The 13560-nt window shown below is 34.0% G+C and carries 12 protein-coding genes; 9 read left to right on the top strand and 3 right to left on the bottom strand.

Going from position 1 to position 13560, the window contains the following annotated elements:
- The first annotated feature begins 93 nt into the window (after positions 1–93).
- The 8 genes from IR022_RS11020 (at position 94) to IR022_RS10985 (ending at position 8012) form a co-directional block, all read left to right on the top strand.
- Positions 94–513: a hypothetical protein gene (locus IR022_RS11020; protein WP_050709843.1), complete on the top strand. Its 420-nt coding sequence runs from the start codon at positions 94–96 to the stop codon at positions 511–513.
- Between the two features lie 633 nt (positions 514–1146).
- Complete coding sequence (gene rpoN / locus IR022_RS11015; protein ID WP_194203725.1) at positions 1147–2604, top strand: RNA polymerase factor sigma-54; 1458 nt, start codon at positions 1147–1149, stop codon at positions 2602–2604.
- Positions 2605–2895: 291 nt separating this feature from the next.
- Positions 2896–3339 carry a hypothetical protein gene (locus tag IR022_RS11010; RefSeq protein WP_157258298.1) on the top strand — a complete coding sequence of 148 codons (444 nt, stop codon included), beginning with the start codon at positions 2896–2898 and terminating at the stop codon, positions 3337–3339.
- 105 nt (positions 3340–3444) lie between these two features.
- Positions 3445–3951, top strand: coding sequence for a 5-(carboxyamino)imidazole ribonucleotide mutase (gene purE / locus IR022_RS11005; protein ID WP_050710646.1), 507 nt, complete (start codon positions 3445–3447; stop codon positions 3949–3951).
- A gap of 112 nt (positions 3952–4063) precedes the next feature.
- Entirely contained in the window at positions 4064–4669 is a 606-nt protein-coding gene (locus tag IR022_RS11000) for an SIS domain-containing protein (RefSeq protein WP_194203724.1), read from the top strand.
- A gap of 62 nt (positions 4670–4731) precedes the next feature.
- A complete protein-coding gene (locus tag IR022_RS10995) occupies positions 4732–5673 on the top strand; it encodes a glycosyltransferase family 2 protein (protein ID WP_194203723.1) in 942 nt (313 codons plus the stop codon).
- Positions 5674–5796: 123 nt separating this feature from the next.
- Positions 5797–6894: a carbohydrate-binding family 9-like protein gene (locus IR022_RS10990; protein ID WP_194203722.1), complete on the top strand. Its 1098-nt coding sequence runs from the start codon at positions 5797–5799 to the stop codon at positions 6892–6894.
- Between the two features lie 32 nt (positions 6895–6926).
- Positions 6927–8012, top strand: a complete 1086-nt coding sequence (locus tag IR022_RS10985; RefSeq protein WP_242047174.1) for a family 10 glycosylhydrolase — start codon at positions 6927–6929, stop codon at positions 8010–8012.
- A 91-nt stretch (positions 8013–8103) separates the two neighbouring features.
- Here IR022_RS10985 and IR022_RS10980 read toward each other — a convergent pair whose 3' ends face one another.
- On the bottom strand, positions 8104–9096 hold the full coding sequence (locus tag IR022_RS10980; RefSeq protein ID WP_242053211.1) for a glycosyltransferase family 2 protein: 993 nt from the start codon (positions 9094–9096) through the stop codon (positions 8104–8106).
- Between the two features lie 115 nt (positions 9097–9211).
- Complete coding sequence (locus IR022_RS10975; protein ID WP_194203720.1) at positions 9212–10084, bottom strand: alpha-1,2-fucosyltransferase; 873 nt, start codon at positions 10082–10084, stop codon at positions 9212–9214.
- A 788-nt stretch (positions 10085–10872) separates the two neighbouring features.
- On the opposite strand from IR022_RS10975, the gene IR022_RS10970 reads away from it, so the two are divergent.
- Complete coding sequence (locus IR022_RS10970) at positions 10873–12315, top strand: lipopolysaccharide biosynthesis protein (RefSeq protein WP_050710140.1); 1443 nt, start codon at positions 10873–10875, stop codon at positions 12313–12315.
- 5 nt (positions 12316–12320) lie between these two features.
- Here the strand turns inward: IR022_RS10970 and xseA are convergent, their stop codons facing one another.
- Positions 12321–13556, bottom strand: coding sequence for an exodeoxyribonuclease VII large subunit (gene xseA, locus IR022_RS10965; RefSeq protein ID WP_194203719.1), 1236 nt, complete (start codon positions 13554–13556; stop codon positions 12321–12323).
- Positions 13557–13560: the final 4 nt, after the last annotated feature.

The raw sequence follows: 13560 nt of genomic DNA, 5'->3' as shown, positions 1-13560 counted from the left end.
AATATTAATGACCTGTTTTATAAGTATGAGAGCTGATATTCGTATTACTTTCAAAATATAAAATAGATTAGAGACCTTAAGATATTAAATAAGATGGATATATGTATTGATTTTGATGGAACATGTGTTACACACGAGTTTCCTCGTATAGGTGAGGATATAGGAGCTATTCCCGTGCTTAAAGAGTTGGTTGAGGCAGGACATAAGCTAATTCTTTTTACAATGCGTAGTGATCGTAAGAAAAAGAAAAAAGTAGGAGATGAAACAGTCGTTGTAGAAGAAAATTTCTTAGCCGATGCAATTAAATGGTTTGACGATAATGGTATAGCCTTATATGGTGTTCAGAAAAATCCGACTCAACGTTTTTGGACATCTTCACCTAAAGCTTATGGACACTTATATATTGACGATGCTAATTTGGGATGCCCATTAATTACACCAACAGAGGGCAGACCTTATGTGGATTGGGTAGAAACCCGCAAATATCTGGTGGAAAGGGGCATTTTACAATAATTGAGTAAAATTGGTATTTTATGTCTGTTTTTCTCTAAAATAGAATCACTGTTTATTATTAAATAGTGATTTTTTTATGTTTATTTTCTCCCTTTTCTACTCTTGTTCGCTAATGTTTTCGTTTTATTCTTCTTTGCTAAATAGTTACCTTTTCTTGGAGTTCATACCCTTAAATCCTTTAAATAAAAAGTTGATTTTTACTTTCTTAAGCATCATCTTTTTATTCTTCTAAAATTTAATTTGTGTTTATAATTATTGTAATCTATATTTCTGTATTATTTAAATATCATTATATGAGATGTATGTATTCGATTGATTGTTGTTTTTAAAAGTTAAAATATATAGAATAGTATTCTCTTATATAATAGTATTGATATTTTCGTAGATGCTAGAATTAATCTCCTCTTTTTATAATAATATTATATTTTAAAAGGAGGTTTTATTTAGACAATTGTAGTTTTTTGATAGTTCTTGTTCTTATTAAAAACAATTTTCCTTATTGTATGTTTTACACAAAAAGAAGAAGTTCAATATTCCTCTACTGATAAATAAAACGGAGTTGTTTGGTTAATTATGAGAGGATACAAAAGTATTTATTATTTTTGTGTATAATATTTATCCGATAAAAATAATATGGCTCTCAAACAGCAATTACAACAAAAGCAACAACAGCGTTTATCTCCTTTGCAAATGCAGGTGATAAAGCTAACCGAATTGCCTAATGTGGAGTTGGAGGAGAGGATCAAGCAAGAGTTGGTTGATAATCCGGCTTTAGATGAAGGGCGCGAGGACTCGGACGACCCTCAGGATATAGCTGATGATATTAATTATGATGAATCGGATAGTATAACTCAGGAAGATATTGCTTTAGGCGATTATTTGACCGAAGACGATATTCCAGATTACCGTTTAAATAATTATAGTTCGGAAACAACAGCAAGGGAAGATATTCCCTTTTCATCCGCAGAATCGTTGCATGAATCGCTAATAGAACAATTGCATTTGACCGAATTGGATGAGCAGTCGGCAAAGGTTGCAGAATATATAATAGGCAATATCGATGAAAATGGATATCTTGACAGACCTTTGACTGCTATTTCTGATGATTTACTATTTCAGCAAAATTTAGATATACCATCTGATCAAATAAAGAAGATACTGGGAGTCATTCAAGATTTTGAACCTGCCGGCATTGGTGCTACCGATTTGCAAGAATGTTTATTATTGCAACTAAAGCGAATGAATGAATCGGATTTGGTTGAAAAGGCAATGCTTGTTATCGAAAAGTATTTTGATGACTTTTCGAAAAGACATTTTGATAAAATTGAAAAGGCATTAAATATAGATGAAGAGGTTTTAAAGCAAATTATTCATCTTATAGTGACCTTAAATCCCAAACCTGGAAATAATTGGGGTGATGCTCTTTCTTTGACAATGAATACGATTATTCCCGATTTTATCGTTGAAGCTTATAATGGAGAATTATTTCTAAGTCTCAATAATCGTAATATTCCCGAGCTTAAAGTGAATAGAGATTATTCGGAAATGCTAAGAGGATATACCGAAAATAAAAAAGGTATGACTAACGAGGCAAAGAATGCAGCTCTATTCGTAAAACAAAAGTTAGATTCTGCCCGTTGGTTTATTGATGCAATCAAACAAAGACAAGAAACGCTGCAACGTACTATGCAAGCAATTGTAGATCTACAATACGATTTTTTTCTTACCGGAGACGAATCGAGTTTGAGACCTATGATTTTGAAAGATGTAGCAGAACTGGCAGGATATGATATTTCGACGATATCGAGGGTGAGTAATAGTAAATATGTACAAACCAATTTTGGAGTTTATCCGTTGAAATACTTTTTCTCTGAATCGATGCAGAATGATGCTGGGGAGGAAATTTCATCAAGAGAGGTAAAGGCTATTTTAAGGGAATGTATAGAGAATGAAGATACAAAGAAACCTTTGACTGACGATAAGCTAACAGATATTTTGAAGGAAAAGGGATATGTGATAGCAAGACGAACGGTTGCAAAATATCGCGAACAAATGAATATTCCGGTGGCAAGACTTCGGAAAAATATATAAGGTCTATGACCTTTTATTGTTTTGGTAAGTGCAAATAACCATAGTTGATTGTTAATAAATACAACATTAATAGTTGAAATTACGTAGATTATGTGGAGAATAGGACAAAATATAGCGAAATTATTTTCAGCAATTTTTTCACCATTGCTGATGCCATTTTATAGCTTAGCTTTATTGGCTGTGTATACAAGTTTTTATCATCTGTATGCCGGACAGGTTCTTCGGTTTTTGATACCAACTTTACTTTTTACTCTCTTTATTCCATCTCTTTTTATTTTCGTCCTAAAGAAAATGAGATATATAAGAGACTACAGTTTAGATTATGCCCCTGACAGAACCTTGCCTTATATGATATTTATTATTTCAAATATCAGTTTGACCTTGTTCTTTTATAACTCTCATGTATCTTATTGGGTGCTTGGCTTGGTTGCCTCCTCTGTCTTTGTTGCCTTTGTGGGAATGATTCTTAATTTCTTCTGGAAGGTAAGTGCTCATATGTTAGGTATGGGTGGATTGCTGGGAGGTGTACTTTCTGTTTGTTTTAATGTGAACGGATCCAATCCAATGGTGTTGTTTGCCATCTTGTTTTTATTGGCAGGAATATTAGGAGTTTGCAGATTGTATCTTCGAGCTAATTCTGCTGCTCAGGTATATACTGGTTTTATTATTGGATTTGTTTTGGCATATGCTTCCGTTTTTGTAGGATTATTACTTACGCTCACCTCTTTTAAATAAGAGTAGATGCCTTTTACATGTTTAGAAAGGGCGTTAGAAATAGTTGAAGATTACTTTATTCAGAATATAGTTTATTTAATTTTAATATATAATATAGCTTAGTATATGAAACCACTTGTTGCAATTATTATGGGAAGTACTTCGGATCTTCCGGTAATGGAAAAAGCTGCTAAATTTTTCGATGAAATGGAAATCCCATTCGAGATAAATGCTTTGTCAGCACATCGTACACCTCAGGAAGTTGAATTATTTGCAAAGAATGCAAGAGAAAAAGGAATCAAGGTAATAATTGCTGCTGCTGGTATGGCTGCTCATTTACCTGGTGTAATAGCGTCGATGACTACACTTCCTGTTATTGGAGTGCCTATCAATTCGTCGTTAGATGGACTAGATGCCCTTTTGGCTATTGTGCAAATGCCTCCCGGAATACCTGTTGCTACTGTAGGTATAAATGGTTCGTTGAATGCTGCAATTTTGGCTCTACAAATTATGTCAACAGATAATGCTGATCTCCAACAAAAGTTGGTAGGTTATAAAGAAAATCTGAAAACAAAGATTGTACAAGCAAACGAAGAGTTGTCTGCAATTAAATATAAATTCAAAACAAACTAAGATACCAGATATATTGATACTGCCTCTGTAAGTATAGCAGCAATTGCCTGTTATGGTTCGAGGCAGTATTAAAGTATAACTAAATAATACATCGGAGTACAGAATCGAGACTATGGGTATAGATGATATAAAATCAATTTTACAAAAAGAAGCGGATGCCATTCTTAATATTCCGGTAACAGAAGCTTATAATAAAGCAACAGATCTAATAATAGAGCATGTTCATCGGAAAAAAGGGAAATTAGTAACTAGTGGTATGGGTAAGGCTGGGCAGATAGCGCAGAATATAGCCACTACTTTTTGCTCTACGGGAACTCCCGCTATTTTCCTTCATCCTAGTGAAGCTCAACATGGAGATTTGGGAGTACTTCAGGAAGATGATATTATTTTAATGATTTCCAATTCCGGTAAAACTCGAGAAATCATCGAACTCATCGGTTTAGCAAGACATTTGAATCCGAATATTCAATTTATCGTAATAACCAGCGATCCCGAAAGTGTATTGGCAAAAGAAGCAGATGTTTGTTTGTTGACAGGCAATCCTGCTGAGGTTTGCAAATTGGGTCTTACTCCTACTACTTCTACTACAATGATGACTGTAATAGGTGATATCTTGGTAGTTGATACAATGGATAAAATTGGGTTTAATGCAGCTGATTATGCGAAACGGCATCATGGAGGCTATCTTGGTGATAAGTCACGCAACCTGAGTAAGTGAAGTTTCCAGATCTTTTTATAGTTTGGTAACTATGCAATAAATACTTTAAAATACACAATCCGATGAAAGTATCTGTTTTAATTCCCATGTATAATGCTGAGAAATATATTTCGGCAACTATTGAGAATGTATTGAAACAGACATGGTCTGATTTAGAAGTTATTATTGTAGATGACGGTTCCACCGATAATAGCTATACCTTAGCCAAGCAATACGAATCAGAAAAGGTTCATGTTTATAAGCAAATAAATAAAGGTGCTAGTGCAGCACGAAACCTTGCTTTTGAAAAATCGACAGGCGAGTTGATCCAGTATCTTGATGCTGATGATTTTTTGTCTTTCAATAAAATTGAAGCACAAGTACAACTTCATACGAAAATAAACGATAAAGACGCAATTATTGCATCGGGTATACTTTTGTTTGATGGTGATGTGATGGAAACAATTTGTATTCCCCATCGGCAAATGTCTACCAGTTACTATAATAAGCCTATTGATCTGTTGATTGATATTTGTCTTGAAAAATATATAGTGCAGTCCAGTATCTGGCTTGTACATAGAAGTTTACTTGCTAGAGTAGGAGGGTGGAATGAGCAACTTACTTTGAATGACGATGGTGAATATTTCTTTCGAGTAGTCGGACAGTCATCAGGAGTTTACTTCTGTTCTCAAGGAGCAGTTTTTTATCGGAATACTCCCCAAAGTTTAAGTAAGCAAGTTTCTCAAAAAGCGATAGAATCGCAACTATTGGCAACTAAAGTTATGACTCAGGTCGTATCTGGACTAGAGAATAGTAAAAAAGCTAGAGCTGCTTGTGTGAATTTCTATATGCAATACATTACTCGCTTTCATAGTGACTATTATAATGAATGCGCAACCAAAGAAATAAGAAGACTTGGATTTAATATTAATACCTTCAAGAAGGATAAACTATATAAAGTAGCTTATTCAATTCTTGGTCAAAAGTTAATTAAGAAATTATCAAAAATATATCATAGAGGGTAATGCTGATCATGTATTGAATGTTTTTCATATACAGTAAGCTTATCCTTTATTATGCTAACCAAACCAATAACTAGGTCTGAGACCTTAATTATGGGCAATATGCCCGATTAAATTTATTTATACATGAAGAAACACTATTTTACAACCCTGTTAATTGGGGTGGTTGGGTGTATTCCATCTCTTTTTGCGCAAACAGCCGCATTTAAGGGTTTGGAGCATCTTTTTACACTACCTGAAAGTTACGTAGTTGGATACACCAGCACAGCTCCAATTATTGATGGTAATATCAATGATCAAGTTTGGAATAATGCTCAATGGACAGGTTCTTTCCAAGATATTGAAAGAGATCTTAAGCCAAAACCATATTACGATACAAAAGTAAAAATGCTTTGGGATAGCACTTATCTCTATATTGCAGCAGATATGGTAGACGAAAATGTTTGGGCATATCTAACCGAGAGAGATCAGGTTGTGTTTTTTGATAATGACTTCGAGGTTTTTATTAACCCAGTAAATACTTCACATCAGTATTTCGAATACGAGATTAATGCGTTGAATACGGTGTTTGATCTGTTTTTACCGAAACCATATCGCAGTGGGTCGGGTGCGCTCATCTCATGGGATAGCAATCGATTGAAACATGGTGTTCATATATATGGTTCTCTAAATGATCCGAGTGATAAAGATAAAGGTTGGACGGTTGAACTAGCAATTCCTTTTGCTGATATTACTGTTGCAAATACTACGAATATTCCGAAGGATGGGGATATTTGGCGATTAAACTTTTCTCGCGTTCAGTGGGAAACCGAAGTTTCGGGTAATAAGTATGTAAAAAAATGTGATGCGAACAATAAAACCCTTCCTGAAAATAATTGGGTATGGTCTCCACAGGGTATTATTGATATGCATGCTCCCGAAAGATGGGGATATCTTCAGTTTTCGACAAATAAAGCAGGAGCAAAATTACCTGAATTTGTTTTGCCTTACTCCGAGTTGCAAAGGCAATATTTATGGCTTGTTTATTATAAACAGCGTGAATATAGAAATACCAAGGGTGTATTTGCTAAGAATCTAAAAGAACTGGGTATTCCTGAGGTTGTTTCTATTGAAGGAAAGCAAAATAAGCTATCGATGGAATCGACGTCTTCTCAGTTTAATGCGACGATATCGGGTACAGATTCAAAAGAAATAAGAATTAATAATGAAGGGCTTGTAAATTAATAGCCAAGTTTAATAAATATAGAAAAATACCAATGATGAAGAACAGAGATTATAAATTCTTTTTAGTTTGCCTTATGGCATTACTTTTTGCTTTTCCCTCTCAGATATTTGGGAAAGATGTGAAGGAGGAACAGTCTGAAACGCAAAAGACTCATAAATTTTGGGTTTGGTTAAATCCAGATGACAAGGATACGGACAAGGAACTTGCTGTCAGATATAAAAAATACTATGATGCCGGCATAAAAGGGATCTTTTTTGAAGCAGATAATGAGCGCCATTTTAAAATAGCAAAAGCTCAGGGACTCGAAACTCATCGATGGATGTGGATTATGAACAGAGGTGAGCAATATTTGAAAGATAATCATCCGGATTGGTATGCGATTAATCGTAAAGGTGAATCTTGCTTCGATCAACCACCTTATGTTGATTATTACAGATGGCTTTGCCCTTCTCGTCCAGAAGTTGTAGAATACTTAAAAAATGACGTTGAGAAGGCACTTTCTAAAGATTATGTGGATGGAATTCATTTGGACTATATCCGTTATAGTGATGTAATACTAGCAGTAAATTTGTGGCAAGTGTATGGTATTGTGCAAACACAGGAACTTCCTCAATACGATTATTGCTATTGTGATGTATGCAAAAAGAAATTCCAAGAAAAATATGGTGAAAGTATCGATTCTATCGAATATCCACAGGAAAGTTTGTCGTGGAAAAAATTCAGATACGATGCTGTTACAAATGTAGTGAATGAATTGACCAAGGTTGCTAAAAGTCACGATAAGGCAATTACCGCGGCGGTATTTCCAACACCTGATGTTGCGAAAAGATTGGTGAGACAAGATTGGACAAATTGGGATTTAACAGCGATTTATCCGATGATTTATCATGGTTTCTATAAAGAAAAAACGGCATGGATTGGTACTGCTGTTCAAGAAGGGTTAAAAGGTCTTAATGGTCGTTTTCCTCTTTATGCTGGATTATTTGTTCCCGATTTTAAAGATAAAGACGATTTGCGTGATGGTATCAGATATGCTTTAGATAATGGAGCTGCTGGTGTTTCTATTTTCGGACAAGTTGATGATGAAATGTTAGCTCTTTTGAAGGAATTCAATTAAGCGTGTTTTTTTTCTGAGGAAATATATAAGGTGTGTAATATGAATAATATTGCACACTTTTTTTGTAAATGATAGAAGCTTATATAAAAGTCTACAACTTAGTTTTCTTTCTTAAAAATAAGAGAAGCTTAAAAGTTCTGGATAGAATAGGTAATTTATAAGAAGAGAATTTGGGATTGAAAATTTTCTTGTAATTTTTCTGTGATACGCAAAGTACAATCCACCTACTCCATAAAAATGAAATAAGTGCCGCTTCGTTGTATCTTTGAAAACTTCGATTTGCTGTTATTATTTTTTGAAACCAAGAATCAAGTTCACTATAATTATCAAAGGCTTCTTTCTTTATTGCAGATTTTGAATCGAATTGTAAGAATGTTACTTTATGCAGATATAATTCTTTTTCCGATGGTTGTAAATTGATGTTGTTTAGTTCTCTGCAAATTATTCGATCTTTAATTTCTTCTTGCTTTTCCGCATTAATTACTGATACGTTGCTACTATGCCAGCGATATCGTAATAAGAAATAGCCAATGTTAGCAACTTTACGTTTATTGGCAATTCTACACCAAAGTTCATAATCCTCGGCATGTTTAAAATCGGGATCAAAATAGTTATTTTTTAATACCTCACTCCTAATTGTTATGCTAGGGTGTATAAAAGGAACCGAGAATAGTAAATTTATTTGTAAATAATCATTTGTTTGAAGATTTAGAATTTTTCCTGTCTCTGCATTATTCTTATCGATTATTTTGGCATCCGAACCACAAAGTACATAATCTCTATTCTTCTCTAAAAATGCGATTTGAATTCTAAATCGATCCTTTTCTGCGATATCATCCGCATCCATTCGGGCGATGTATTCTCCGTTACAAAGATCTATCCCCTTGTTCAAGGTTGCTATTAAGCCTATATTTTGATCATTTTTGTAGTATCTAAGTCGAGTATCTGTATAAGATTCAATAATGTTTTCGCTACAGTCCACTGAGCCGTCGTTAATTATGATTAATTCCCAGTCAGTATAGTTCTGATTGATTATGCTGTCAATAGCTTCCCGCAGATATTTTTCTGCGTTAAAAACGGGCATTATGACTGACAACTTTATCATCTATTGTTACTGTGCAGATTTATTATTCCTTTTAATCTTGACTCTTTTTGTTTGTCCTGATATTTACAAATATACTAAAAAGGTTTACCGTACTTTATAGAGTAATCCATTCTTTAGGTAAAAATCCATCAGGATATTTTCCGTTGTCTCCTTTGTACCATTTGTTGGGCGCTATTACCAATTTATTTGGATTGTTGTTCAGCCATGCTCCCCACCAACTGAAAGAACTATTTGCAATAATGTTGTGTTTACATATGCTCATCAATTGCACGTCTATATAGCTATTCTCATTTTTGTTCCAGTCAATAAACTGATGATTGAATTCTGATAGATCTAAATTTTCTTTAACCCAATCAATACCATCCGAAAAAATGAAGAAGTAAGGGTTGCTTATTTGAGAAGCTATGTGTTCGATGGCTTTCTTGTAATACGATATATCTAAGATAGGCAGGTTCGAATTTGAATTTGAGTAATCTCCACGTCTTATATGGATGGATACGGACGTATTCTGCTCTATTATGCTCCGAATTTCATCGTTTTGCCCTTTTAAGGGAGCTTTGAATGTGAAATCTATTCTTAATTGCTTAGAGATACCTTTAAAATAGTTTTCATTCTGAAAATAACCGAAAAGTGTCGTATTCTCCGATAGATCATCAAAACGAGAATCATAATATTGTGCCTTTTCATCCCGAAATATTCCAATATTATTAAGGAAGGTGCGTCCAAGACTGCTTGATTTTAAAAATCCGAATCCTTTTACCACTATTTTGTTGAGGACGGACTTTTTTATAGGCGCTTTGATGTTGAAAACAGTAAGCTCATAGTTTCTAATAGTTGCTTTTGTTTTCTTGTTAAGTATGTATAAATCAATATGTAAGTCTGCTCTGTGGCGAAGAGATAAAGCTCTTCCCGCAGCATATTCAAACATCTGATTACCTAATCCACCGGAAAGAATGAGTGTGATCATTTAGTAGTTCTTTTCTTCATTTATATTCAAAGATAGAAAGAATTTAGCATAAAAATAACTTCAATTTTTAGACACTATTTTATATAGAGTTTTACCAATGATTTTGGTTTGTCTGAGATTATTTCTAATATTATTTAGAGTTGTTTTTGTGTATAGTTAACATCAATGTATTTCATTTGTATATTTATGATGTCTATATGTTTCAAATTCTAAGTTAGGTTTATTATTGTATAAATATTTTCTTTTTTGAATATTAAATGTCAATTTATTTTTAATAAAAAAACTATTCTAGAGTGTTTCTGTTGATTTTTCACACTAAATGGGATTCTTCTTTTATAAGAATATTCATTTTATATAAAGTTAAAATATTTTTAATAATCTTGTCTTATAGAGCATAGGAATATTATATGCTTTTATTATAAGTTTTATACAACAATATATAATACTATTTAAATGTTAATTAATCTATGTAATTCGTATGATATATATTACTAATGATATTAATATTAGATGTGAAATAGTTGCCTGAAATTTTTGAAAAAATAATTAGTGAAATAATTAGAAAATAAATATTTAATATTTACATCTACTATTTCTGATTATGGACTTATTTGGCGAGGGATTTTCTTTCAAAAACAAGAACTGTTTTTGGATAATTATCAGCTCTTTTTAGTTTAGCTATTTACTCAATAAAATTTCTTCTTCTAAAAGAAAAGTTTAATTAAGCTTAGGGTTTAGTTCGTTTTTTTACCTTTGTTTTCTATTCATTTTTGTAGTAGATTGCGGTTATGGCAAAAACATTGAAGGAGCAGACGGTTTCAGCTCTATTTTGGAACTTTATGGACAAGGGCGGACAACAAATTTTTCAGTTTGTGTTCATCTTCATCCTTGCACGTTTGCTTAGTCCCGATGAATTCGGCTTAATTGCTGTATTGACTATTTTTGTTACAGTTGCTAATTTGTTGCAAGAGAGTGGGTTCTCTTCAGCATTGATCAGAAAGTCGGATGTTGATGAAACTGATTATGCTTCGATCTTCTATTTTAATGTTTCGATAAGTATAGTCATCTATATTCTCTTTTTTCTGTTTGCCCCTGTAATTGCTAATTTTTACAATAGACCAGAGCTTCAAAACTTATCTCGCTTTTTATTCTTAGCTTTTTTCTTTAATGCATTAGGTGTCGTTCAGAATGTGCATCTGGTTAGAGAAATGAATTTTCGTGTAAATACGCAGGTTTCACTTATTTCAGTAGTCGTGTCGGGTATTATTGCAATTGGAATGGCGTATAAGGGGTACGGAGTGTGGAGTTTGGCTGTGCAACAAGTTGTACAGGCTTTCTTACGTTCGCTCTTATTGTGGCTTTTTGTGAGATGGTATCCTAAAGTATCTTTCAGCTTTGAAAGAATTCGATCCATGTTTTCATATAGTGGCAAATTATTATTGAATTCTTTATTCAATCAAATTATAGCCAATATCTATGCTTTGGTTATAGGTAAGAGGTTTTCTTTCTCTGATGCAGGTTTATATTCTCAGGCTCGTAAACTGAACGAGATTCCTCAATCTGTTATTGCTTCAACTTTGCAAGGGGTGGCATTTCCTCTTCTAAATAACTTTGGAGACGATTTAAAGCGGAAGAAACGTGCCTTTCGGAAGATTGTTCGAATCGTTAGTTTTATCTGTTTCCCTATTGCTATACTGACTATTGTAGCAGCAGAACCCATTGTTTTGGTGGTTCTGCAAGAAAAATTTAGAGGTGTAATTCCTCTTCTCAGAATATTGGTAATTGGTGGCTCGGTAGTTCCCTTGTTTTATTTATTGTCTTCTTTACTGCAATCTTTAGGTAAGTCGGGGTTATTACTGACTATTGAGTTTATACGTAACGTTCTTTCGATACTTATTATATTAATAACCATAAATTATGGTGTGAATGCTGTGGTTATGGGTGCAAGCTTTACGCTTGTGGTGTCATTTTTTATTGGTTATTATATTGCAGGAAAGACAATTGATTATAAGATAGTGGAGGTGTTTAGAGATATCTATCCTTATGTTTTGATAGCTATGATTTCATATTTGCCTCTTTATTTTCTATCATTTTTGATAAATAGTATGCTGCTTCTTGTAATTTTTCAAGCACTAATTGGCACTGTTATATACTTGGCTTTGCTGAAAGTTTTAGGTTCTAAGGTTATGGATGATTTTATTCGCATAGTTCGCCGTAAACCTCTATCCTAAAATATCTACTTTACTTCAGATGCTGTTTCTCCGTCATAAAATAAGGTTGTGATTTGATCTCCTGATTGAAGTTCTGCTGCACTTTTTACAATTTTGTTTCCCTTTGTAGTAAGAGTATATCCTTTCTTAAGTATGTTTTCGGGAGAGATAAGTTTAAGGAGCTGCTCTCTGTTTGCCAGCTTATGTGTTTCTTCTTGGATTACCCTTTTCGCTGCGTTCTTCAATCTATCTGCAAAACTATTCAGTTTGTTGAGTTGATCTTTTGTCCTGTCTTTCGTTATATATGAGAAATGGGTGGCTAGTGTGTTCAAAAATACCGTTTCTTCCGTTATTTTTCTGTTTGTTGATGTTATGATCGATTCTTGTAGATCATACATAATTGTGGCTGCCGATTGTATTCTCTTTATCAGGAATTCAGCAACAGCAGTAGGAGTTTTTGCTCTAGTATGGGCTACTACATCCAGTACGGTATCATCTCGTTCGTGACCAATCCCTGTTATGATGGGTAGAGGAAATTGTGCACAGTTTGCAGCGAGCAGATACGAATCGAAGCTACTTAATTCGGATGTTGCCCCTCCTCCTCGAATAATAACCACAGCATCAAACTTATCTATGTGATCGTAAATTCGTTCAAGTGCCGATATGATAGATGCCTCTGTACGTTCTCCTTGCATAATTGCAGGGAATAAATGAGTGTAAAATGCGAATTGATCGGCATTATTCTCCAGTTGATTGCAAAAATCCTCGTATCCTGCGGCAGTTGGAGATGATATAACGGCAATCCGATTTGCAATATCGGGTAGCTCCAATTCTTTGTTGAGAGTTAGAACCCCTTCCTCTTCGAGTTGCTTTATAATTAAAGCTCTCGTACGAGCCTGATCACCTAGGGTGTAAGTCGGGTCTATGTTGTGAACATTGAGGCTATAGCCATATAGTTCGTGAAACTCTACACTAACCTGAACAAGCACTTTTAATCCTGTACCAAAAGCTTGCCCTGTTTCTGATTCGAAATAGGCTTTTAGAAGCCTGAAAACATTAGACCAGATACTTCCACGTGCTTTGGCTATAATATTTCGGTTCTGGCTGTCTTTCTCGATGAATTCGAGATAACAGTGACCATTTTGATTGACTCGCACATCGCTCATCTCGGCACGTATCCAAAAAGATTGAGAGAATGTATTTGCTATTACACCCCTTACCAGATTGTTTAGTTCGTATAATGAGATTATTGCTTGTTCCATTTTT

The organism is Dysgonomonas sp. GY617 (assembly GCF_015233815.1).
Lineage (GTDB): Bacteria > Bacteroidota > Bacteroidia > Bacteroidales > Dysgonomonadaceae > Dysgonomonas_A.
Note: the sequence above shows the minus strand (reverse complement) of the source record. Positions and strands in the feature narration are given on the sequence as shown.

Bases quoted from the DNA above. Each gene is read 5' to 3' on its own strand.
- purE (WP_050710646.1), top strand. From the start codon at position 3,445: ATGAAACCACTTGTTGCAATTATTATGGGAAGTACTTCGGATCTTCCG.
- IR022_RS10970 (WP_050710140.1), top strand. From the start codon at position 10,873: ATGGCAAAAACATTGAAGGAGCAGACGGTTTCAGCTCTATTTTGGAAC.
- IR022_RS11000 (WP_194203724.1), top strand. From the start codon at position 4,064: ATGGGTATAGATGATATAAAATCAATTTTACAAAAAGAAGCGGATGCC.
- IR022_RS11010 (WP_157258298.1), top strand. From the start codon at position 2,896: ATGAGATATATAAGAGACTACAGTTTAGATTATGCCCCTGACAGAACC.
- xseA (WP_194203719.1), bottom strand. From the start codon at position 13,556: ATGGAACAAGCAATAATCTCATTATACGAACTAAACAATCTGGTAAGG.
- IR022_RS11020 (WP_050709843.1), top strand. From the start codon at position 94: ATGGATATATGTATTGATTTTGATGGAACATGTGTTACACACGAGTTT.
- IR022_RS10995 (WP_194203723.1), top strand. From the start codon at position 4,732: ATGAAAGTATCTGTTTTAATTCCCATGTATAATGCTGAGAAATATATT.
- IR022_RS10975 (WP_194203720.1), bottom strand. From the start codon at position 10,084: ATGATCACACTCATTCTTTCCGGTGGATTAGGTAATCAGATGTTTGAA.
- IR022_RS10985 (WP_242047174.1), top strand. From the start codon at position 6,927: ATGATGAAGAACAGAGATTATAAATTCTTTTTAGTTTGCCTTATGGCA.
- IR022_RS10990 (WP_194203722.1), top strand. From the start codon at position 5,797: ATGAAGAAACACTATTTTACAACCCTGTTAATTGGGGTGGTTGGGTGT.
- rpoN (WP_194203725.1), top strand. From the start codon at position 1,147: ATGGCTCTCAAACAGCAATTACAACAAAAGCAACAACAGCGTTTATCT.
- IR022_RS10980 (WP_242053211.1), bottom strand. From the start codon at position 9,096: ATGCCCGTTTTTAACGCAGAAAAATATCTGCGGGAAGCTATTGACAGC.